This window comes from Herminiimonas fonticola (assembly GCF_003293745.1).
In the GTDB taxonomy this organism is placed as follows: domain Bacteria; phylum Pseudomonadota; class Gammaproteobacteria; order Burkholderiales; family Burkholderiaceae_D; genus Oxalicibacterium; species Oxalicibacterium fonticola.
In genome coordinates this window covers 245643-268822 of sequence record NZ_PTLZ01000003.1, presented here as the reverse complement: position 1 = coordinate 268822, position 23180 = coordinate 245643, and the positions used below count along the sequence as shown (strand labels likewise).

Annotated in this window: 13 protein-coding genes; 7 read left to right on the top strand and 6 right to left on the bottom strand. The window is 53.5% G+C overall.

The genetic code is table 11. The features are described from left to right. The first annotated feature begins 76 nt into the window (after nt 1-76). Nucleotides 77-676, top strand: a complete 600-nt coding sequence (locus tag Hfont_RS12205) for a nucleotidyltransferase family protein (RefSeq protein WP_112992685.1) — start codon at nt 77-79, stop codon at nt 674-676. On the opposite strand, the gene Hfont_RS12200 is transcribed toward Hfont_RS12205, so the two are convergent. Further along, nucleotides 677-1591: a LysR family transcriptional regulator gene (locus Hfont_RS12200; RefSeq protein WP_112992684.1), complete on the bottom strand. Its 915-nt coding sequence runs from the start codon at nt 1589-1591 to the stop codon at nt 677-679. 171 nt (nt 1592-1762) lie between these two features. Here Hfont_RS12200 and Hfont_RS12195 point away from each other — a divergent pair, with 171 nt between their 5' ends. From Hfont_RS12195 to Hfont_RS12170, 5 genes are all read left to right on the top strand, one after another. Continuing rightward, nucleotides 1763-2236, top strand: coding sequence for a (2Fe-2S)-binding protein (locus tag Hfont_RS12195; RefSeq protein ID WP_112992683.1), 474 nt, complete (start codon nt 1763-1765; stop codon nt 2234-2236). A gap of 3 nt (nt 2237-2239) precedes the next feature. After that, nucleotides 2240-4576 (top strand): xanthine dehydrogenase family protein molybdopterin-binding subunit, encoded by a 2337-nt coding sequence (locus Hfont_RS12190; RefSeq protein ID WP_112992682.1) that lies wholly within the window; start codon nt 2240-2242, stop codon nt 4574-4576. Nucleotides 4577-4595: 19 nt separating this feature from the next. Continuing rightward, a complete protein-coding gene (locus tag Hfont_RS12185) occupies nt 4596-5627 on the top strand; it encodes an XdhC family protein (RefSeq protein WP_112992681.1) in 1032 nt (343 codons plus the stop codon). 10 nt (nt 5628-5637) lie between these two features. After that, the gene (locus tag Hfont_RS12180) at nt 5638-5976 is read left to right on the top strand and encodes a c-type cytochrome (protein ID WP_112992680.1); all 339 of its coding nucleotides are present in this window, start codon (nt 5638-5640) and stop codon (nt 5974-5976) included. A gap of 251 nt (nt 5977-6227) precedes the next feature. Continuing rightward, nucleotides 6228-6575, top strand: a complete 348-nt coding sequence (locus Hfont_RS12170) for a hypothetical protein (protein ID WP_112992678.1) — start codon at nt 6228-6230, stop codon at nt 6573-6575. 904 nt (nt 6576-7479) lie between these two features. On the opposite strand, the gene Hfont_RS12165 is transcribed toward Hfont_RS12170, so the two are convergent. Further along, nucleotides 7480-8646 carry a mandelate racemase/muconate lactonizing enzyme family protein gene (locus Hfont_RS12165; protein ID WP_112992677.1) on the bottom strand — a complete coding sequence of 389 codons (1167 nt, stop codon included), beginning with the start codon at nt 8644-8646 and terminating at the stop codon, nt 7480-7482. Nucleotides 8647-8776: 130 nt separating this feature from the next. Between Hfont_RS12165 and Hfont_RS12160 the strand changes: the two genes are divergently transcribed. After that, nucleotides 8777-9670 (top strand): LysR substrate-binding domain-containing protein, encoded by an 894-nt coding sequence (locus Hfont_RS12160; RefSeq protein WP_112992676.1) that lies wholly within the window; start codon nt 8777-8779, stop codon nt 9668-9670. Between the two features lie 34 nt (nt 9671-9704). Here Hfont_RS12160 and Hfont_RS12155 read toward each other — a convergent pair whose 3' ends face one another. From Hfont_RS12155 to Hfont_RS12140, 4 genes are all read right to left on the bottom strand, one after another. Further along, complete coding sequence (locus Hfont_RS12155; protein ID WP_241523100.1) at nt 9705-11051, bottom strand: sensor domain-containing protein; 1347 nt, start codon at nt 11049-11051, stop codon at nt 9705-9707. A 118-nt stretch (nt 11052-11169) separates the two neighbouring features. After that, nucleotides 11170-19221 carry a filamentous hemagglutinin N-terminal domain-containing protein gene (locus tag Hfont_RS12150; protein WP_112992674.1) on the bottom strand — a complete coding sequence of 2684 codons (8052 nt, stop codon included), beginning with the start codon at nt 19219-19221 and terminating at the stop codon, nt 11170-11172. A gap of 12 nt (nt 19222-19233) precedes the next feature. Continuing rightward, nucleotides 19234-20133, bottom strand: a complete 900-nt coding sequence (locus tag Hfont_RS12145; protein WP_112992673.1) for a ShlB/FhaC/HecB family hemolysin secretion/activation protein — start codon at nt 20131-20133, stop codon at nt 19234-19236. Nucleotides 20134-20160: 27 nt separating this feature from the next. Beyond that, entirely contained in the window at nt 20161-23124 is a 2964-nt protein-coding gene (locus Hfont_RS12140) for a Tn3 family transposase (protein ID WP_112992672.1), read from the bottom strand. Nucleotides 23125-23180 lie beyond the last annotated feature (56 nt).

Here is a 23180-nt window from a genome sequence, read left to right as displayed (position 1 = left end):
ACATGTCCCTGATTGCACGCTTGCTTCACACTGATGCCATCAATTTTTCCTTACTTTTTATAACAAGCCTTCACTCATGCAGCCACAACAACACGATCAAATTGTCGGGATTCTGTTGGCAGCAGGAAAAGGCGTGCGCTTTGATCCGACAGGTGTACAGAACAAGTTGCTGCAAACGACCATAGCCGGCGACAAGGTTGTCGTCGCGGCCGCTACCGCATTACTGTCCGTGCTGCCAGTCGTTACTGCTGTTGTACGCAACGCTGACGATGCGGTCGCCATCGAATTGGCAAGTTTGGGTTGCAAGCTTGTTGTGTGTCCTGACGCAGACAAAGGCATGGGCGCATCCCTTGTTTGCGCGTTAGAGCAAAATCAGCACGCTGCCGGATGGATTATTGGCCTGGGCGACATGCCGGGAATACAAACGGCAACGATTGCAGCACTGACAGATCAGCTCAGGAACGGTGCCGATATAGTCGCGCCCTTTTACAAAGGCGAACGCGGCAATCCGGTGGGTTTTGGCAAGAAGCACATTGCCGAATTGCTCCAGCTAGGCGGCGATCAGGGCGCACGTGCCTTGTTGAAAATTCATCCAGTCACAAAGGTCGAGGTCAATGATCCGGGTATCCACTACGACATCGACACTTCAGCAGATCTAATTTCCTCCGAAGACTAGCTAAGGTGCTTCTGTGAAAGTATTAGGGTCCGAGAGTATTTCGACGATGCGATCAAAGACTAGCCTGATACGTGCTGGAACAGGTCCACGTTGTGGACGATACACGTAGAGATCCCATGGCTCAGGCTGATAGTCGTCCAGTACTGTGACTAAGTGGCCTGAACGAATATGTGGCTCTGCCTGCTGACTCGATAATTGTCCGTAACCGATCCCGGCCAGTACAGCATCACACTCCACTTCTGGGTCATCAGTAACAAACGTCGATGCGCTTGGTGTCAGCAAGTGGTTGCCGGCAAAATACCAGGGCCATATCCGCCCTGTATTTCCATCCATTAGCGCGGTGGTTGGCAACTTCAATAAATCATGAGGCGTGCTCGGCTTACCTTTGGTAGCCACAAGCGCAGGTGTGCCAACGATATGAAAAGATATTTTTGCTACCGAGCGCGCAACAAAGCGACTATCCCTTAGCTGACCAATACGCACGCCAATATCTATTTTTTTGTCGACGACATCAGCTACCAGATTAGTTACGCCCAGCTCCAGCCTGATTCCAGGGTGGCGGTTAATCAAAGGCAGCAGCGACTTCAATAAATAGTGTCGCCCAATAATGCTTGGCGCGGTAATACGTACCAAGCCGGCAAGATCCTTGTCGGACACGCTATCAGTGGTGTGAAACAGGTTGTCGACACCTGCCACCATTTCGCTGGCATGCTCCGCTAACTGCGTGCCAAATTCAGTGATCTGGATGCCGCGGGTATTGCGATGAAAAAGTACTTCGCCAACTGCCTCTTCCAACTCCTTGATCGCACGAGTGATCGCTTGTGGCGATGTTCCGAGGCGGGCAGCAGCCTCCTTGAAGCTGCTTGCATCCGCTGCAGCGCAAAAAAGGCGAAGCATTTCCAGGCGATTCAGCACGTCTTGTTCCCCTTTTCTTCCTTGTATATCAGCAAGCTATGCTTAATAGAATTCCAGAATCTGGAATTCTCAAATCTTAACATTTTCATTTATTGCTGGTTTCCGACTGTTGATACTAAGAACGCTATTTTGGTAATCCGTGTTTCATCCCCTACTCTTTTCTAAAAAATCATGGCGACTCTCAATATCAACGGCAAACAACATCAAATCGACCTGTCTGACGATACTCCCCTGCTGTGGGCATTACGTGACCACCTGGGGATGACCGGTACCAAGTTCGGCTGTGGCATGGCCTTGTGCGGCGCATGTACCGTGCATCTCGATGGCCAGCCCATACGATCTTGCATTACGCCGGTTTCTGCCGCCGTGGGGCAACGGATTACCACCATCGAGGCTATGGCGGAAGATAGTGTAGGCAAAGCTGTGCAGCAAGCGTGGACAGATCTCGGCGTACCGCAATGCGGCTACTGCCAATCGGGACAAATCATGTCCGCCACGGCGTTGTTGAAAACCACTCCGCATCCGACCGATGCAGAAATTGACTCGGCGATGAGCGGCAATATTTGCCGGTGCGGTACTTACACGCGTATCCGCGCTGCGATCAAACAAGCATCTGTCAAATCAGCCTCTGCGAAGAAGGGTTAAAAAATGAGCTCCGTATTTCAACCTGAAGATAAAGAAGTCAATCCTGCCGACCAGTTATTACCATCGATGACACGCCGAACCTGGCTCAAGGGCGCAGGTGCACTCACCGGCCTGGCATTGACCGTCGGCGCTGCCGGCATCGTGCGCGCCGCCACCAGCGATGAAATCAAAAAATATGGTGGCGATGGCATGCCGGGCGGGCTGGTCGATGACACGCTGGCTTTTGTATCAATAGGCGCGGACGGCATCGTAACCATCGTCGCGCATCGGTCCGAAATGGGACAAGGCGTACGTACCAGTTTGCCTATGGTCGTGGCCGATGAACTGGAAGCAGACTGGAGCAAGGTACGTGTCGTACAGGCACTCGGCCTCGAAGAAAAATACGGTAATCAAAACACCGATGGCTCGCGCAGCATGCGCCACTCGTTCGAGCCCATGCGCCGTGTCGGCGCCGCAGCGCGCCAGATGCTGGAGATGGCGGCGGCGCAGCAATGGAATGTAAAGCCGGATGAAGTGCGAGCGAAGAATCACGAAGTCGTTCACACCAAAACCGGACGTCGCCTCAGCTATGGTGCGGTTGCTGAAGCTGCAGCAAAAATCACGCCGCCTGCGGGCAAGGAACTGCGACTTAAAAAACCAGCCGAGTTTCGCTATATAGGCAAGGAAAGCACACGCGGGATCGACTTCCAGAATATCGTGACGGGCAATACGCAATACGGCATAGACACACGGCTACCCGGCATGCTGTATGCAGTCATTGCACGTCCTATGGTGCTCGGCGGCAAAGTGAAAAGTTTCGACGCGTCAGCTGCATTGAAAGTGCCGGGTGTGATTCAAGTGGTCGAATTAAAAAGCAGTCCTGCACCTGCCGGCTTCCACCCACTGGGTGGCATCGCCGTGATTGCAAAGAATACCTGGGCGGCAATGAAGGGGCGCGAAGCGCTGAAGATCAACTGGGACGATGGCAAGCACACCAGCTACAACTCGATCGAGTATAAAAAGACCTTGCAGGAAGCCGCACGCAAACCGGCGAAGGCGGTGCGCAACAATGGTGACACGATGACTGTACTGTCCAAATCATCGCGGCGTATCGAGGCCGAATACTATCTGCCGCATATCGCCCATGCAACGATGGAGCCACCAGCAGCAACAGCGCACATCGTCAACGGCAAGTGCGAAGTATGGGCCTGTGTGCAGGCGCCGCAAGCCACGCGCGAAATCGTGTCGGCACATCTCAAACTCAAACCTGAAGATGTCACCGTGCATGTCACGCTGCTGGGTGGCGGCTTTGGCCGCAAGTCCAAGCCCGATTTCGCAGCAGAAGCTGCCCTGCTGTCACAAGCGATGAAGGGCGTGCCGGTCAAGGTGACATGGACGCGTGAGGATGATATCCACAACGATTATTTCCATACCGTTTCTGTCGAGCGGCTGGAAGTGGCGCTGGACGCTGCCGGCAAGCCTACTGCATGGCTGCATCGCACCGCCGCACCGACCATCGCTTCGATATTCAGCGAAGGTGCCAAGGGTGAACAACCGTTTGAACTCGGCATGTCCGCCGTCAATATTCCTTTTGCAATACCGAACTTCCGTGTGGAAGCACCTGAGGTGGAAGCACACACGCGCATAGGCTGGTTTCGTTCGGTATCCAACATCCCGCATGTCTTTGCGATTCAGTCTTTCGTCGCCGAATTGGCGGCTGCGGCAAAACGTGATCATCGCGATTACCTGCTTGATCTGATCGGACCTGCACGCAAGATCAATCCAAAAGCCATGTCGGATGAATGGAATTACGGCGAATCACCCGAGCGCTACCCGCTCGATACCGGCCGCATGCGGAAAACCATTTCGCTTGCGAGCGACAAGGCCGGATGGGGGCGCAAACTGCCGAAAGGACATGGCCTCGGCCTCGCCGTCAGCTATAGCTTCGTCACCTACGTTGCCGTCGTCATCGAAGTGGTGGTTGCAGACAACGGCGACCTGTCTATTCCGCGCGTTGACATTGCCGTCGATTGCGGGCCGCAGATCAATCCGGATCGCATCCGCTCGCAGCTTGAGGGTGCATGCATCATGGGACTCAGTCTTGCGATGAGCGGTGAAATCACGTTCAAGGATGGCCGTGCCGAGCAAGGCAACTTCCACGAATACGAAGTCATGCGCTCAATGGACGCACCGCGCGACATACGCGTCCATTTTATCAAGCACGATTTCGATGTACCACTCGGCGGTGTCGGCGAACCGGCTACGCCACCGATAGCCCCCGCCTTGTGCAATGCAATCTTTGCTGCAACCGGCAAACGCATCCGTGATCTGCCGGTTCGCAACCAGTTGAAAGCGTCTTGATCGGATAACAGAGGCAATCATGGATAGCATCGATCTTGAAGTACTCAAAGCCGCCGACACCTGGATAGACGACGGGCAAGCCTGCGAACTGGTCACCGTCGTCCAGACCTGGGGTTCCAGCCCACGTCCGGTAGGCGCGATGATGGCCATTCGCGATGATGGCCGCGTCATCGGTTCAGTCTCCGGCGGTTGCATCGAAGATGATCTGATCGCGCGTGTCCACAATGCAGGTATTACGCGCACCATGCCTGAACTGGTAACTTATGGCATCAGCGCCGACGAGGCACATCGCTTCGGCCTGCCCTGCGGCGGCACCATCAAGCTGGCGATTGAACCGCTATCCGGCAAGAGCGGCATCAAGGAATTGCTGACGCACGTCATGCGTCATGAACTGGTCAAGCGTCAGCTAGATCTGGTCAGCGGTGAGGTGCGACTCAGCCCGGCGACTGCAGATGCAGCACTCGATCTGACACTCGGCGTGTTGAGCACGATCCACGGTCCGCGCTGGCGCTTACTGATCATCGGTGCTGGACAACTGTCGCAATTTCTTGCGCAGATCGCCACAGGCCTGGATTATCACGTAGTCGTGTGCGATCCGCGCGAAGAATACCGGCTGGCATGGCAAGTGAATGGCGTCGAAGTCATCCACGCGATGCCGGACGACCTCGTCATCGACATGAAAATGGATAGCCGCACTGCAGTCGTCGCACTCACACACGACCCCAAGCTCGACGATCTGGCATTGATGGAAGCCTTGAAGTCCGATGCATTCTACGTCGGCGCCATCGGTTCGCGCATCAACAATGCGCGCCGCCGCGAGCGGCTTAAAGAATTCGACCTCAGCGATGAACAATTGCAGCGCCTGCACGGCCCTATCGGCCTCTACATAGGCAGTAAAACCCCGGCAGAAATCGCGATTTCCATCCTGGCCGAACTGACTGCCGTACGCAACGGTGTCGTGCTGCCGAATACAGTCAACATCGCATCCGTGAAGGATGCAATCGATATGCCGTTGCGGGAGCAAGAAGAGCTGTCTTATCCAATTAATTGAAAGACCCGTCATGACACATCTGAAGCATGCAATTTTTCTGTTTCTATCTCTCGGCGCGACGTCAATCGTGCATGCAGCCGAAGACAATAGCCGCGCTATCGCACTTTCCAACAGAAGCGCTTGCATGGCATGTCATGCAGTTGAACGGAAGATGGTGGGGCCTTCTTACAAGGATGTTGCCGCTAAATATGCCGGCGACGCTGCGGCCCCGGATCGACTGGCCAAGAAAATAAAGAGTGGCAGTTCAGGCGTATGGGGCTCCGTACCGATGCCGCCCCAGCCCAGCCTGAGCGATGCCGACGTTCGTGTTCTGGCTGATTGGGTATTGGCTGGGGCACCCAGCAAGTAGATAAGCGCTGCGTTTATCCGTCATTACTTAGCGGCCCAAACAGGAAAATTTCCAAACGTGTCACAAGGGTCGAGGTCATTGATCCGGGCATCCACTACGAGATCGACACTTCAGCAGATTTCAAAGCGTCTGCGGGCTGGCGGCTCGTGTCGATCATTGTTCAAAAGAAAATGATTTAATTTATTGCGAAACAGCAACTTTAATGCGGATGTAGCATAATCAACGCTAAGCAAACTTAACAAGCGGCTTTCATGAATATCAAATATCTGCTCCTGATTGCCACCGCATTGACCTTCACGCAAACAGCATCTGCACAATCACGCGCCTACAAGTGCATCGTTGATGGCCAAACGACTTATTCCAAATCGGCTTGCAAAATCGAAGCAACAAAGCAAACCACGCGTGATGAACGCGAAACCGGAAAGCCATCCCGTGCGACCAAGCCTGCTGGCCGCAATAAATACGTGTGCGAGGCGGCAAAACAAGATCTTGCAAACCTTGACTCAATGGCTAGCCAGCTAAACAACAGCTCTGTGCAAGACCAGGTAAAAGAACGCAAGGCGGCAGTTCACAAAATACTCTATGAGTGGGAGTGTTAAAACGTCATTTGCCTCGTGCTATAAGCACCTTTCGCAACGGCCATCTCTGCGTTAACTGACTGCAGCATTGGCATTTCGTCTTCAATACAGCACCTCATACCCAAGGTTGAACAGTTTTTCGAAGCGATGAAAAAAGGGCCTGGTTTTTACACCAGGCCCTTTTTCTATTAATGCCACGTTTCGAATAGCCAGTATTCGATGTGGCTTGAATCACAGTGCCAGGTCGGCTGTTTCGCGCTTAGGTTGTTTCGCGCCAGCTTTAGGTGAGGCTTGTGGTACTACTTTCAAATCGATCGCAGGAGGTGGTTGTTGATTTGCTCGCAGAGTTGACCCTCTCCAACTGATCCACCTTCCACTGTCTGGCGAAGGCTCGACAAGCGTATCACTTCATCTTGCTTCTCTGGTCCAGCCCGAGGGGTTCACTCCACGCCATTCAGTTTTTGTTTTGCAGGGGGGGGTCTTATCCGGCGCAGGTGCTTTTCAGAACGCTGGAATCCGATTGACGCAATCTTTAGTTTGTCATGCAACGCATTGCACAGTTGCAAGCCGGCGAGTCCGCTTCGACATCTGAAGCGACTTCAAAAACGACGCAAGCCGTATTCGTTAATGTGAGCATTGCCGACAAACAACAGCAATCTCGTATGGATATTTATGCTTGGAAGAAACAGAGAAAAGGCTGAGGTATTCAGGATAATGAATACTTAAAGTGATTTATTTTTTAATGAAAATTAAATTAATAATCATGTTCTTACGAGCTTATTTAGCTAAACAACTTTAGAAATTTCTCTTGTTCTTAATCACTATTTTGTTCGCCAAAAATAGTCATCTTTCCTGGAGGCATTGCGCTCTCCCCTTGCTTCTGGATGCATGCCACGCTGAGTACATCAGCGTGGCGGCATCTCAATTAGGCTAACAACTTCTGCATTTCCTGATACAAATCGGCCTTCCCTTCAAAGCCAATACCCGGCAAATCCGGCATGGTGATGTAACCGTTCTGGACCTTCACACCATCCGGGAAGCCGCCGAAAGGCTGAAACAAATCCGGATAGGACTCGTTGCCGCCAAGACCCAGGCCTGCGGCAATATTCAAGGACATCTGATGGCCGCCATGCGGAATGCAACGGGTCTTAGCCCAGCCATGTTCTTTCAGCATGTCCAGCGTGCGCAGATATTCCACCAGGCCGTAACTCAAGGCGCAGTCAAATTGAAGGTAATCGCGATCCGCGCGCATGCCGCCGTAACGGATCAAGTTGCGTGCATCTTGCATGGAGAAAAGGTTTTCACCGGTTGCCATCGGGTTCTTGTAGTAATTGCGTAGGGTCGCCTGCAGCTCGAAATCCAGCGGATCGCCCGCCTCTTCGTACCAGAACAAGTCGTATTGGGACAAGGCTTTGGCGTACTGGATCGCGGTATCCAGATCAAAGCGACCATTCGCATCGACGGCCAGTTTCTGGCCATCCTGCAAAACGCTCAAGATCGAATCGATACGACGCAAGTCTTCATCCAGCGATTCGCCACCTATCTTCTTTTTGACCACGGTATAGCCGCGGTCTATATAGCTGCGCATTTCATCCTTGAGCTTTTCGTGATTCTGGCCGGGATAGTAATAACCGCCGGCGGCGTACACAAAAATCTCGCGATCTGGCGTGCCATTGCCGTAACGATCCGCCAGTAATTGAAACAGCGGCTTGCCTGCTATCTTCGCCACGGCGTCCCACACAGCCATATCGATAGTGCCGATCGCAACCGAGCGCTCGCCATGACCGCCCGGTTTTTCATTCGTGAACATCGTCGCCCAGATTTTGTGCGGATCGAGATTGTCGCCGGCGTCGTTGATCAGGGAATCAGGATCGGCTTCCAGCAAGCGCGGAATGAAGCGTTCGCGCATCAGTTTGCCTTGGCCGTAACGACCGTTGGAGTTGAAGCCATAACCGACCACCGGCTTGCCATCGCGAATCACATCGGTAATCACAGCCACCAGACTCAGCGTCATTTTGCTGAAATCGATGTAGGCATTGCGGATGGGCGAGCTGATGGGCAGGGTTTTTTCGCGGATTTCGACGATTCTCATTTCTTCTCCTAAGTATTCAGTTACTGCTCGGTTACGGCATGTTGCAGTGAGTCGCCAGCTTATCTGCTTAAAGTGCGCTTATACTTCACCCAAAATCAGTTGATTATTAACTTTTGGTGAATAACGCTCCGTGAAAAACGACCTTGCATCTGAACTGGAATTCTTCATTTTGATCGCGCGCCACGGCAATCTGTCCGCTGCGGCACGTGCACTGGATATAACTCCGCCCGCTGCCACCAAGCGTTTGGCGCAGTTGGAAGCCAAGCTGGGCGTACGCCTCATCAACCGGACGACGCGTAGTATCAGCCTGACCAAGGAAGGCGAAACCTACCTGTCGCATGCGACCCGGATTCTGCAACAGTTGCGGGAAATGGAAGATGCCGTATCCAGCAGCAAAACGGATTTGCGCGGTCTGTTGCGCGTGAACGCTACGCTGGGTTTTGGCCGCACGACAATTGCGCCTCTAGTTTCAGAATTCGCCAAGCGCCATCCACACGTCGAGCTGCAAGTCGAATTAACCGACAAACCTGTGGATCTGGTCGAAGGCGGGTTTGATATGGCAATCCGTTTTGGCGCTTTGCCGGATCAAAGACTCAACGCCAGATGCCTGATGACTAACAGACGATTTCTGTGTGCATCGCCGCTGTATCTGGAGCAATACGGCACACCCGCCATCCTCGCCGACCTTGCGCATCATCGCTGCATTATTCACAGGCAGAACGATGAAGCCTATGGCATCTGGCGCTTTACCCGCGAGCAACAAAGCGAAGTGATGAAAGTCCAGGGAGCGCTGGCCAGCAATGACGGTGACATTGTCCTCGGCTGGGCGCTCGATGGTCACGGCATCCTGATTCGCTCAGAATGGGATTTGGCCAAGTATCTGGAAAGCGGTCGCCTCAAGGTCATACTGCCCGAGTTCAACTTGCCATCGGCTGACCTGTTTGTCTATTACGTAAATCGACGTAACCAGACGGCACGAGCGAGAGCATTTATCGATTTTCTGGTTCAGCGCTTCAGCAAATAATTAGTGGACTGATGCGCCCGAAAGGATCGTTCAGTTAACTGTCGATCCGGCTACGATGATCATTATTTTTAGCGAGATACATGGCATTGTCGGCATGTTTGAGCAGTTGCTGCTCGTTGTCGCCATGTTCGGGATAGAGCGCGATCCCGATACTTGACCTGATGTTCAGGTAGTGGCCGTTTATATTGAAGGGACTGTTCAAGGCATGACGGACTTTTTCAGCCACCAACTCGGCTTGTTCAGGCAAGGAGATGCTTGGTAGCAGTACGACAAACTCATCGCCGCCTATACGGGCGACGGTATCCGATTCGCGCATGCATTGCTTCAAGCGCTTGGCAACCTCTTGCAGCAAGAGGTCTCCGATGTCATGGCCCAAGGTATCGTTGACCTGTTTGAATTTGTCCAGATCAAGATAAAGCACGGACAATCGCCCTTGCTCCCGACGTGCTGTTGCCAGCGCGACTTTCAGACGATCGTACAAAAATCCACGATTGGGAAGAGCTGTCAGTTGATCATACTGCGCCATATGCAGCAGCCCGCTTTGCATTTGCTGGCGCTCAATGGCGATGGCAATCTGGGTAGAGACGAACTGTAGTAATTCCTGATCTTTTTCGCTGTAACACGCGCCGCCGACGTAGGTTTTGACCATCAAAACACCGATCATGCCCTTGTGCGATTTAAGCGGGACACCAAGCCAGCAGAGCAAATTCTGCTCGGCAGTGACTTGCAATTCTTCCAGGCGAGCAGCCATCGTCTCCGGCGTGAGCAGCAAGGGCTGTCCACTACGGATAATTTCTGCACAGAGCGTCCCGGCGGCGGGTTTGGATACGTCGGAAGTCTGTTCGACCTCGTCAATACGATATGGAAAACTCAGTTGGTCTTTTTCTTCGTCGTACAGCGTAACGGAAAAATTATCTGCTGGCAGTAGCGTGCCAACGATCTGATGAATACGTTTAAACAGCGCAATCAAATCCTCGGCAGCGTACGCAGCTTCGGAAATCAAATAAAGCACGGCCTGCATCGACTCTGCTCGTTTGAGTCCGGTGATGTCGCGCGCAACACCGATCCGTAATTGATCTGCCGGCGACCAGCGTGTTGCCCACATGATGTGGACGATTTGCCCATCCTTGCGGATATAGCGATTTTCAAAATGGAATTGGGGATAGCCTAACATGACGTCACGCGCCGACTGCCGGGTTCGTTCGCGATCTTCTTCAACGATCATATCGAACATGGTCTTTCCGACCATTTCTTGCGGGGTGTATCCAAAAATACGTTCACACGATGCACTTGCAAAGACGACGCACCCATCGGCATTGACCGCAAAGACGGCATCCATCAATAGATCAATAAAACTGGCAAGCGGTGCGTGGGACGTCATTTCCATTCGGAAATTATAGTGTATTAGGACAGTGCGGGCATGCCCTCTTCAACTGAAATTCACTTAAATTCACATTGAAAATCGCTGTGACTTGCAGCTAAAACCCGCTTGCCTATTTTCAGCATCCCCCTGAACGATGGCTGCCGCCTGCCGGCCGGTTTTGTGCACCCCCGTCCTCACACTCCGTATCGCTTTCCCCACTGGCAGTAGGCGTTTTTTGAAGCAATGCATTGATTTCCTCTATCGTCAACTTTGATGCAGCAACTACTTGTGGTGAGTTCAAATTGAGCGTTGTTTTAGATGACTCAGATGCACTTGGCGCCGAACCTGTGATGCTGGCTGTCGTTGTAGCCGTATCGCTGGCGAGCGTGTAGTTTGCAGCGGCAATGCCGGCCAGTGTAATGCCGTTGATTTGCACGGTTTTTCCAGTGCCAATTGCCGGCGTGTCGAAAGTGCCGGAAGCGGTCGCGACATTGAGGACATCGCCCGCGACGATGCCGTTGAACCCGGCGCTAGCAGTATTGAGTGTAGCGCTGACATTGCCATCAAATATTTTGTGGGCGGCAGTGATGCCGGTAACGTTGCTGATGGAAGCCTTGCTGATGCTCATCAGGCCATCGGTCAATGCCAAGGTGTAATTTTCATTATTGATCGCGGCAACCGTGATGGTTGCAGGACTCGCCGCAACCGGTGTATTGAACACCGCCGTGCTACTGCGGCTGACGCCAACACTAGCGGCCGTATCGCCATCAATAAAACCGGCAGTACTTCCGGTGAACACCGGATTGCTTTGTCCGTATACCCGTGCGGTGTTATCGGCAGTGATGGTCAAGGTAGGTGCGATGCGATACATGAACGTATCTGCTGTGCCGCCCGGGGTATAAGTTGCGGCACTGTTATAACGTTTGCTGTAACCACTGACACCTTCCGTACTTGTTCCAGGGTCGCCGCTATACACCAGATAGCGGCCGGTCGACGCGGTCAGGCCGCCAGCTCCTACCGTATTGATGAACTGGCCTCCCGTCGCTACGCCCGCAGCATTCGATGATCCGGCTTTCAAGACGATGGCATCACCTGTAGCTGCCGATGAAACAGCGTTGTTCAGCGTCAGGTTGGCGCTGGCTCCTGTGGTTTCAATTTTGGCAGTACCTGTGGTGCTGACGCCACTCATCGCGCCAACTGTGCCAACTATCAAGGCATTCGTCTGACTGTAATCAATGGCACTGGCATTCGCAGCCAGTGTGCTTACTGCATTGCTGGCGTGACGCAAGGTGTAATCGCCGCCAGCTCCGTCAAGTGCGAGGCCGGCTGAGCCTATCCCGCCGGATTGAGTTACCACACCACCTGCCGACAAGGTTGCATTACCAGCCGTTGCTACGGTGGCGACATCGAAACCACCGCTACCGCTATATTGAATGGTGCCACTGGCATTGCTGGTGTCTGCGGCATTGCGTGCTTGCAAATTGACTGTTGCGGCATCGTTACCGTTGTTGTTCAGAGTGATATTGGCGATACCTGCCGACAGTGTTTTTACATTCAAGGCGCCTGCCGTGATGTTGCCGGTGCCTGCTGTTTGCGTCACCGTACCGGTCGCGACGATATCCAATGTAGCGCTGCCGACATTGCTGCCTTCACTTCCTGCACCGAGGTTGATCGCACCGGTACGAATGAAGGCATCAGCGTTACCTGTCGTATTGACGCTGAGGTTGCTGGCGGCAATATCAATGCCGTCTGCATTGCTGCTACCGATTTGTCCGTTTGCGTTCAGGTTGACGTTGCTGGCAGTGATGGTTCTTACGCCGATATCGGTAATGGAGCCGGCATTCAGTGTCAAGGTTTTCCCTGCAAGATTGACCGCCGAGCCTATGGTCATGACACCTGTACTGGCCGCATCACCAATCACGATAGCTCCGGTGGCACCGGTTGCCAACGCTGTCAATTCTGCAGTGGACAGATCAAAGCCAGACGCACCGCCCAGGGACATTGCGCGGCCGGCAGTTTTTGCCTTGAGGGTCAACGCGCCACTAGTGGTCAGTGCATTGTTACCAGTATTGGCGTTGATAGTTACCGTATCGGCACTGATTGTAATCGGGCCGCTACCGGCCACGATGTCGATATTTGCATTTTGAGTATAACTACCAGTACCCGTAGCCATCGACACTGCACTGTTAGTCGTGTTGATATTGCCTGCCACGGCAAGATTGGTATTGCCGTTATCCAAGGTGAAACCACCCGCAGCAGTAATAGCGTTCAGTGTCGCTATCGTGTTGGCCTGAGTCCCCAGATTCACTGCACCGGTTCCCGTGCCGCTGACAGCCAGTGATGCTGCCGTGACTCCACCTGATTGGTCAATATTGCCATTGGATTGCAGAGTCAAGGCACCGGTAGTCGCGACGCTTGCGATGTTGAAATCGCCGGCGTCGCGATAGCTGATCGCACCGTTTGCATTTGCTGTATCAGCAGCGTTCCTGGCGCGCAGATCAAGCGTCGCTACGTCGTTGCCGGCATTGTTCAGAGTGATGGCTGCGCCGGCATTGACTAGTGTTTTTGCACTGAGGCTGGCGGCTGTGATCGCGCCGCTTTGTGTAATCGCACCGCCTGCGTTCAATGTCACATTGCCGCGCGTACCAGTGCCATTATTGATGCCGGAAATGGCCACTGCATTGGCGTCTGTATACGCGATGGCTGCCTCAGCGTTAGCAGTGCCAGCCAGATCGCGCACCTGCAAATTGGCCGTAGTGACATCGTTGGCATTGTTATTAAACGTGATTGCCGCACCCGCATTATTGCGAGTAGTCGCCGTGAGCGTGCTTGCTGCAATTGCACCGCTTTGCGTCAATGCATCGCCGGCAATCAATGCCACTGTGCTGGTCGATTGCGCTGCAGCGAGATTGAGAGCATTTACATCCGTATAGGAAATCGCGCCGGCTGCGTTGGCCGTATCGGCCGTATTTCTCGCACGCAGATCAACGTTACCGACATCGTTGCCGGGATTAGTTAATGTGATTGCAGCGCCACCGTTGATCAGGGTTTTCGCACTCAGGTTAGACGCAGTAATTGCGCCGGTTTGTGTAATTGCGCCACCCGCTATCAGGTCCAGATTATTGCTTGCTGTTGATGTGCCGACTACCAGCGCATTGGTATCACGTAGCGACGCATTATTCGCGCTGGCGATTGCCACTGTAGAAAAATTATTGGCTGCGTTGTTGAGGGTAATGTCGTTTCCACTACCCGCTGCAAGCGTTGTAAGTCCCGTGACGGTTAATGCGCCGGTTTGCGTAACCGGACCTGCAGCATTCACATCCAAAGTTCCGGAGACGGCGGATGTTCCGAGTGCGAGCGCGCTGCTGTCAGTGACGGCAACATTCAAACCACTGGCGATCGCGACTGCACCGCCGAAATCGTTGCCCACCTCTGTCAATGTGACATTGTTGGCTGCGCCGGCTGCTATCGCAGTCGCTCCCTTGATCTTGAGCGCAGTCCCTGCCTGCTGCGAAACAGCACCGGCACCGGTGATGGTGAAGTTGCCGGCGGCTGCCCCGCCCGTGGTATCTACGCTGCCCAGCACCTTGCTGGCGTTTGAATTGGTCAACACCACATTGCCGCCCGTGCTGGCGATGGAAGCACCTGCTGTGAATGTGGTTGCCGCTGTGCCGCTGCTAATCGACACGCCGGTGTTAGTCGTATTAATTACGCCACCGATATTCACTGCGTTATTTCCGTTGGCGAGAGTGAAGCCACCTGGAGTTGTGATGTTCGATAACTGGGCGATGTTGTTTCCAGCCGTGCCCAATGTCAGGCTGCTGGCTGCGCCGGTAAGGTTGGCTGCGAGTATCGCCGTGTTCATCGCCCCGCTTTGCGTAATCGAGCCGCCGGCGTTCAATGTCACATTACCGCCCACACCGGTGCCATTATTGACGCCGGAAATGGCCACTGCATTGGCGTCTGTATACGCGATTGCTGCCGCAGCGTTAGCAGTGCCAGCCAGATCGCGCACCTGCAGATTGGCCGTAGTGACATCGTTGGCACTGTTATTAAACGTGATTGCCGCACCCGCATTATTGCGAGTAGTCGCAGTGAGTGTGCTTGCTGCAATTGCACCGCTTTGCGTCAATGCATCACCGGCAATCAATGTCACTGTGCTGGTCGATTGCGTTGCAGCGACGGTGAGAGCACTGGCATCGGTATAGCTGATTGCACCAGCCACGTTGGCCGTATCGGCGCCATTTCTTGCTCGCAGATCGACTGTGTTGACCTCATTGGCGGCATTGCTCAGTGTGATCGCCGCACCGGCATTGAGCAGTGTTTTTGCGCTCAGACCAGGTGTAACAATGGCACCCGTTTGTGTAATTGCGCCACCAGCCACAAGCGCCAAATTATTGCTAGCAGTTGAAGTACCGACAATCAGCGCATTGCTATCGCGTAGCGATACGTCCTTGCCACTGGTGACTGCCACTGTAGAGAAATTATTGGTCGCAGTATTGAGTGTGATGTCGTTGGCAGTGCCGGCTGCCAGCGTCGTGAGACCGGTGACGGTTAATGCACCTGTTTGTGTAATGGCACCAGTGCTATTCACGTTCAATGTGCCGGATACGGTAGACGTGCCCAATATCAAGTCATTCGCGTCTGCGAGACTGACATTCAGTGCCGAACCCACGGCGACAGGTCCACTGAAATCATTACCGGCGTTTTGCAATGTGACGCTATTCGCAGCGCCCGCTGTGATTGATGTATTCGCAGCAACGATAGCGCCGGTCTGTGTAAGGGCACCGGCTGTGGTCAGTGTGAGATTGCCGCCTGCCCCCGTACCATTGTTGATACCGGATACAACCACTGCGTTGCTATCACGGTAGCTAATTGCCGCTGGCGCATTGGACGTACCTACGGCTGCCACTGTGCCATCTCGCACTTGCAGATTGATATTCTGAGCATCGTTACCTGCATTGCTCAGGGTGATCGCGCTGCCTGCAGCGTTCGCGGTAGTGGCATTCAAATTACCCGCGATGATTGAACCAGTTTGTGTAATCGCGCCACCCGCCAGCAAGGTCACATCACCGCGCACCGTTGAACCTGCACCGAAAGCAGCAGCGATGCTATTCAAGCCTATCGTACCTTGTGACGTAATGTTGACTGCGCCGCCTGCGCCATTGGTGCCGCCCGAGGTCGTCAATGCTCCCGAGTTGGCAACCGTGCTGCCGGAAAGAGTGATGCTGCCGGCGTTACCGCCCGCACCTCCCGCTGTTGCTGCACCGCTTTGTGCTGTAACTGCTGCCGTGTTCAAAGTGCCGGTGCCAGTGATGGAAACCGTACCGGCATTGCCACCGGCCTGACTTACCCCATTCGCTGCGCTGCCGCTGGCAGTGACGGTACCGCTCACGGAACGATTGATACCGGTGATGCTGATATTGCCTGCATTGCTGCCGGCGCGCGTACCTGCTGCGAGTACCGTGCCGCTCGTGTTCAGCGTACCAGTCACTGTGACATCTCCTTGCGAGGCAAGAGTGATGTTGCCGCCGTTACCGCCAGCGGCGCCAACAGTGCTGAGGTTTCCGGTACCGAGACTGGCGCTGGTCGCGTCATTGGTAACGGCAATACTTCCGACAATGCCACCCACTCCTGTACCTACGGTGGCACCTGTGCTGACAGTCAGCGCCCCCAGGCTGATGTTGCCGGCAACGGTATTCGAAACGGCAATGCTGCCGGCGTTACCGCCGGAACCATTAGCGGCCGAACCAGCACCACCACTCGCAGTCATCGCACCTGTCTGAGTAATGCCTGCGGTCGATGTTAATGTGACAGCAGCGCCTGCACCGCCGGTTTGGCTAGTGCCCAAACCGGCGGAACCATTGGCAGTAACGGTGCTGGCACCCAGATTGATACCTGCACCGGTAACGCTGACTGTTCCCGCATTACGTCCGGCATTGCCGGTAATCGTGGTACCGCCTGAGCTGATGATATTACCTGAAGCAAACAAGCCTAAAGCGCTGAGCGCTATGTTGCCGCCATCACCTTTGGTGCCGCCGGTAGTGGTGACCACACCTGTTGTCGCGTTGCCGGCCGCCGCCGTATTATTGACGACGATACTGCCTGCGACGCCACTTGCTCCTGTACCTACGGTATTTCCCGTACTGGCAGTCAACGCACCAGTAGTGATATTGCCACTACCGCTATTGGCAACATTGATCGTGCCAGCATTACCGCCCGCAGTATTGCCGGCGCCGCCATTGCTGCCACTGACGCTGATGCCCGCTGTCGTGACGCCGCCCACACCAGTTACATTCACCGTGCCGCCGGCGCGACCGCTTAATCCTGCACCAGCTGCACCGCCCGTTGCCGTGATGGCACCTGCCAGGTTAACGATGCCGCCAGACGTAATCGTCAGTTGCCCTGCATCAGAATTGGCAGCTCCCGTCGTTGCAATGCTGCCTGCCGCGGTACTGGTCACGCTTGCACCTGACAAGGTGATGCCGCCTGCTTGCGAACTCACTGCAGCACCGAGCGCGAGTGTGCCGGTACCGCTACTGTCTGCGTCCGCTTTGAGATTGATTGAGCCAGCACCAGTGATGGCAAGTGTGGCGCCGGTGTTGGTCGTAATGTTATTGCCGGCTTCCAGGCGCACGCTATTACCTGCGCCCATACTCAGGGCAGAAGCCAGTGTGATATCCCTGCTCGCTTGCAGGAATAATTCGCTGTAGCCAGTGACGTCAGCAACTTGAATGGTGTAAGTGCCGGGGTCCGGCGCATCTGCAAAAGCGACGTCAGGCGTGCCATTCGCGTTATTCGGCGGCGATACTTGTATCGTTGTATTGAGGACGATATCTTGCGGGTCCAGCAGCACTTTACCGCCTATGCCGGCTGGCGCTGCGACATCGATGCTGCCATGCAGATCGAGCGCTTGTTTACCCGAGACTTCGACAAAACCGCCGTCACCTGCAAGGGTACCGCCTGTGGCTTTGATATCGCCGTAAAAGCGCGTCGCATCATCCGCCCACACCACCACTTTGCCGCCATTACCTGTATTCGTCGCGCTGGCATCGATGACTGCGCCAGAAGATATCAAGGTTTTACTGGCATTTTGTTCGGCGCCCTTACCTTGATAATCACCGCCAACGAGTGCCGTTCCGCCGCCCGCTTTTCCCGAAACATCAACTCGCGCGTCGTCCAGCAATGCGACTTTATCTCCAAGAATTTTGACCGAGCCGCCACTTAAACCATCAACTGCGCCTGCCGCTTTGATAGTGCCTGCGACCTTGACCACTCCGTTGCTGCCACCACTGAGGGTAATGACACCGTTGCGTTCTACCGCAGAGTTTGCGCGTATGACGCCGGTCTGATTGATGACGGTTGCCATCGCATCGCCCATTGCGCTAGCGAGTAGACCCACATGGCCGCCATCCGCTGTCATTGTGCCGCTATTTACTATGGCAGCCTGGACCGCTGCTGCATCCACCGAAAACTTCACCAATCCGGCACCGGAGTTATCTACCGTCACCCGCGATCCTGCCAGCAATTCGATAGAGCCGCCATGCGCGTCTATGCTGCCGGCATTATTGACAGTCGGGGCAGCCAGTACTACGTAACCCCCACCGTTGGTTCTTATGTTCCCGTAATTTTCAACTGCACCGCCGGCATCGCCTCCGAATGTGTATTTGCCAGCCAGGAAATTCTCATTACTGATTCCGAGACTTGATGCAAGCAGACCGCCTACATTGACTTGCGCACCCGGCGCGAACATCACACCAATTGGATTGACCAAGAAGACCTGACCGTTAGCAGTCAGCGAACCATATATGGATGAAGCCTGATTACCGACAACCCGATTGAGCGCTACCGATGAGGAAGCCGGTTGCACGAACTGCACAGATTGGCCGGCCCCGATATTGAATGTTTGCCAATTCAGAATTGCCTTGTTTGTCGCCTGATTCACCATCATGGAATTGGCTGTCGGCGTGCTGATGCTTGCTTGCCCTGCTACCAGTTCTGCTCCTGTAGGCAAAGCCAGGGCAAGCGGAGAAATACTGGTCAGCATGATGGCCATCAACTGCGACAAGCGCCTTTGTGCGCGCAAGCGGTAGGTCACAGTTATTTTGCGCGACAGCCTGACAATTACCGTTTGGACGGCCCAGAGTCGGCATCCGTGTTTGGAAGCGTGAGTACTTGAAGTTTTCATTACAAACTCCACTCAAAACCATTTTTGCACCGATAGCCAGGCACGCGGACTTCTATCAGGATCACCGGTCGTCGGAAGTGCATCGGTAGTGCGCCAAGCCAGGTAAGCCTTGATGGCAAAATCGCCAATTTTTTCGACAGTCGCTCCTATACCAACGGCGCCGAGGCTGGTGCTGTTGACAGCATTCGCATTAATCGCACCGTCATGATTGAAATGCAGGTGACCATAGTCATAAAAAGCCAACAAAGTAAGCGGCGCACCTATCGCCTCAACAGTCGACGGCAAGCGATGTCGATACTCCAACCTGACCAGAGCACCCTCATCGCCTATGCCCTCACCGACTGGATATGACCTGACACCTTCGGGGCCGCCCAAACTCATTTTTTCGGCAGAGCCAAGATTTTTGGATGCCAGCTGAGCTTGCAGGCTGGCATAAAGACTGGACGTTGCAGAGAAAATTTGCGTGCGCTGATAATCAAGATTCAACTTGCCGAAAGAGCCTGCAGCGTTCGATCCGCCAGGGCCGCTATCAAAAGCCAGCGACGCCTGATCCAGATGAAGATGCCCTGCTGTCGCATTCACTCTATATGCGCTAAAGCCCGACCAGCCGAACAGCTTGTCAACATACTGCCCGGCGAGCCCAAAGTGAACGGCATTGATTTTTCTATCGCTTTGCTGCACCGGTGTAGCAGTTTCATCGCTGAGTTTTTTCTGGTCTATGCTCAGCAGGCCATACAGATTGTTGGTCCGTGAACGTATGAATGGATGCGACAAGTTCAGCGTCAGCACATCGGCATTACCTGTTGCACCTAATGCCGCAAATTGTTTTTCAAGCGCGTACTCAAGCCGCGCTATGCTGAAACCGATTTGCGTCCCTGCACGAGGGTCGGCCGGGATTCGTGCAAAATTCATCAAATCCGGCTGTAACTATTTGAATTTTTAAAGGATTCTCGTTTTGTAATTCATGGGAGGCACTTTCCTCTCCAGATCGAGCGTGTAGTCGCCGTAGCGATTAATGTGCTCAGTACGGTATGGCGCCAGTCCAGCGAGAATTTCTTCGCTAATCGGAAGACCCTCCTCCTGCATCTCTTTCAACACCCCGGTCATCGCTTCCACGTTATGCAAGATCGCCAGGTTGGCCACCAGTTGATTATATTTGACTACCTTACGCTGTTCGTGACGTACGTTCTCTGAAATGACACCCTGGTTCCCAAAAAACAGCCATTTGATGAACTGGTTGAATTCCTCGCTCTTGTTGGTGGCTGCCTGAATCGTCTTGCGTAGCTCGATATCACCTATGTACTTCAGCAGAAATTCGGTTCGCACCACGCGTCCTAGTTCACGGAACGCAAAATACAGCTTGTTCTTCCGGCTGGCCGTGCCGAGTCGCCGCAAGATGGTCGACGGCGTGATCTTGCCCGCTTTGATGGACAATACGATGCGCAGCATATCCGGCAGATGTGTCTCGATAATATCCCAATTGATATTTTCAGTAAAAAGTGAATTGATGTGTTTGTACCGGGTTGTTTTTTCCGGACGGAAGAACATCAATTTCTTCAGGTTGCGAATTCGGGGCATCAGGTTGATGCCCAGTAAATACGCGAGTCCGAACACCGGTGCACTTTGGGCATGCGTATCCCCGTGCAATGTGTCCGGTTGAATGTCGGACTCATTTTTGATTAACCCGTCCAGAATGTAGATCGCCTCGTAGACACCGCACGGGATGAAATGGCTGAATAGCGCGATATACATGTCTGAGACATGGTAATAGCCGATTCCTCCATAGCCACCATAACGGATGTGATACTCGGATAGCAGATTCTGCTCATACATGTTCCATTTCGTACCATCGGCTGACGCTGTTTTTCCTGTGCCCCAATACTTTGGCAATAGGAATTTGTTATAGGCGTTGATGACTTGCACGATGGCTTTTTCCAGACGCTCTTCCGTCATGTGGTGCAGGTTGAGCCAGGAAACTTGCTTGCGGCTTATTCCTTTTACGGACCGTGCAGTCTGTGTTGGCCCCAAGTTACAACCATAACAAAACAGCGTCGTGACAAAGCGTTTGCGGGGATCATCGATCTTGGCTTCAAAGCCAGACAGTGGACCGAAAAGTTTATGCAGATCCAGCCATCCTTCAGACTCGACCAAGATATCGAGAATATTCTTTTCCGGCAGGCGTGCGGTCAGGTGCTTATCGATCTGCTCCAGCGCAGCCGGCTTTGCATCTTTGGTGTGTTTGCGAATAATGATCTCTGTTCCTTCAAGATCAACATGGTCGTTGTCCGGGAATGCGTTATCGACCTTGTTGGCCATATCGGACAGCCAGGTTTTCAGATTGGCTACAAATTCTTTCGGCTCGGTTGGAAAGTTGAGCATGGCACCATATTCCGCCACTTGCGCCTGGTAAATTTCCCAATCCACGAGCTGTTCACGGTAGTCGCTGTACTGATCGCTATTGGCAACGTACAAATCGCCGGACTGCAGCTCTTGCATGGCTTCTGTCAGCACGCAAAGCTCAAAATACTTGCGATTGACTTCAGAAACGGCACCCGAGCGCTGGCCAGTGACGAGTTTGCGCCATTTCTCCGGAATCCACTTCAGGTTGATATTATCTTCAACGATGGATAAATGCTCTTTATGGCTTTGCCGATGCTTGAGGACAAAGCGAATCGCATTGATCAATGAGAGATCGGCCGTTGTCGACTCCAGATCCAGCAATCCCAAACAATTCAACAGTAACGGCCGTTGCGTCTGATATGGCACCAGCATGAACGGCAAATAGTTATTGCCGGCATAGGCCATATGTTCTTCGCATTCGGCCAGTAATAATTCCGGTTCATCATGCATGGCGGCCGCAATCTTCGCGCCGCGCTCTTGGTCCGTTTCGCCATCCTGAAACGCTTCAAGCACATCACGTAACTGCGACACCAATTTCTCGGCACGTTTCTGGTGCTCTAGGTAATAGCGCTGCAGTTGCTCTTCGGCACTTGAATGTATTTTTCGGAGTTTGCGGATAAACATATCGACCGCGTCATCGAGCGATTTGCTTAACTGGGCATGAAACAGCACGACCATGAGGGCATAGCGCTTATTAGGCTGGACCGCTTTTAGGTCGGCAGCGTCGAGCGCCCGCGCTTCATTCACGTACTGCCCATATTTCACGATCGGAATATGATCGACCGGCGGCAATTGAGTGGACCACGTTTTGAGCCATTTCACATGATCGAGATATTGTCTGACTTCCGTGTTCGTTGGCTTTTTCGGTTCCTGTTTTACCAGCTGCCATCCGCTTGTCAGATGGGTCGGCAATACGTCCAGCATGGCGTTGAATTGCGTGATGACCTCTGCTGGCAACGGATCGCTCAATGTGCGGAAATAGTTTTCATTGACTTGATTACGCACGCGTTGCGCTGTGCGATTGAGACTACTGAATGCGGGTAATTCGTAGCGTTGGCGGATCAATTCTTCGATAACGACATTGATGATGTCCGCCAGCTCCTGTTTTGTTTGCGCAGCCTGCGTTGCGGCAATCAGGATAGCGTGATTGGTCTCTTTCGTGATTGGTTTAATATTGACATAGGCGCGTATATTTTCAATAAAGCGCTGTCTTGTATTCGATTTTTCGAGTTCCTGCAGTTCTTTTTGCGTGACCGATCGAGCGCCGATACATTTTGCGAGAAATGAAACAATCGGTGAAGGTACCTCCGCCAGCATGGCAAAGTAGCCTAGGCGCTGCACAGTTTTGAGAAGAACGATGATGAACAGCCGGGCCGGGATGTTACGGGCATAGCGCCGAGAAAATTTCAGTTCTTCTTCGCCTGGCGTGTAGATATCCTCAAGCTCGCGTTGCGTGAGTTCTGGTTTGAAGCGTGGATAAGCCGTTTCGTGAATACTGCTCACAGCGATGGACTCCCTGAAGTTCTTGTTTTTCTCTCGGCGGCAGGTGTACCTTTTCG

Bases quoted from the DNA above. Each gene is read 5' to 3' on its own strand.
- Hfont_RS12170 (WP_112992678.1), top strand. From the start codon at position 6,228: ATGAATATCAAATATCTGCTCCTGATTGCCACCGCATTGACCTTCACG.
- Hfont_RS12155 (WP_241523100.1), bottom strand. From the start codon at position 11,051: ATGACGTCCCACGCACCGCTTGCCAGTTTTATTGATCTATTGATGGAT.
- Hfont_RS12145 (WP_112992673.1), bottom strand. From the start codon at position 20,133: ATGAATTTTGCACGAATCCCGGCCGACCCTCGTGCAGGGACGCAAATC.
- Hfont_RS12195 (WP_112992683.1), top strand. From the start codon at position 1,763: ATGGCGACTCTCAATATCAACGGCAAACAACATCAAATCGACCTGTCT.
- Hfont_RS12180 (WP_112992680.1), top strand. From the start codon at position 5,638: ATGACACATCTGAAGCATGCAATTTTTCTGTTTCTATCTCTCGGCGCG.
- Hfont_RS12150 (WP_112992674.1), bottom strand. From the start codon at position 19,221: ATGAAAACTTCAAGTACTCACGCTTCCAAACACGGATGCCGACTCTGG.
- Hfont_RS12190 (WP_112992682.1), top strand. From the start codon at position 2,240: ATGAGCTCCGTATTTCAACCTGAAGATAAAGAAGTCAATCCTGCCGAC.
- Hfont_RS12205 (WP_112992685.1), top strand. From the start codon at position 77: ATGCAGCCACAACAACACGATCAAATTGTCGGGATTCTGTTGGCAGCA.
- Hfont_RS12185 (WP_112992681.1), top strand. From the start codon at position 4,596: ATGGATAGCATCGATCTTGAAGTACTCAAAGCCGCCGACACCTGGATA.
- Hfont_RS12165 (WP_112992677.1), bottom strand. From the start codon at position 8,646: ATGAGAATCGTCGAAATCCGCGAAAAAACCCTGCCCATCAGCTCGCCC.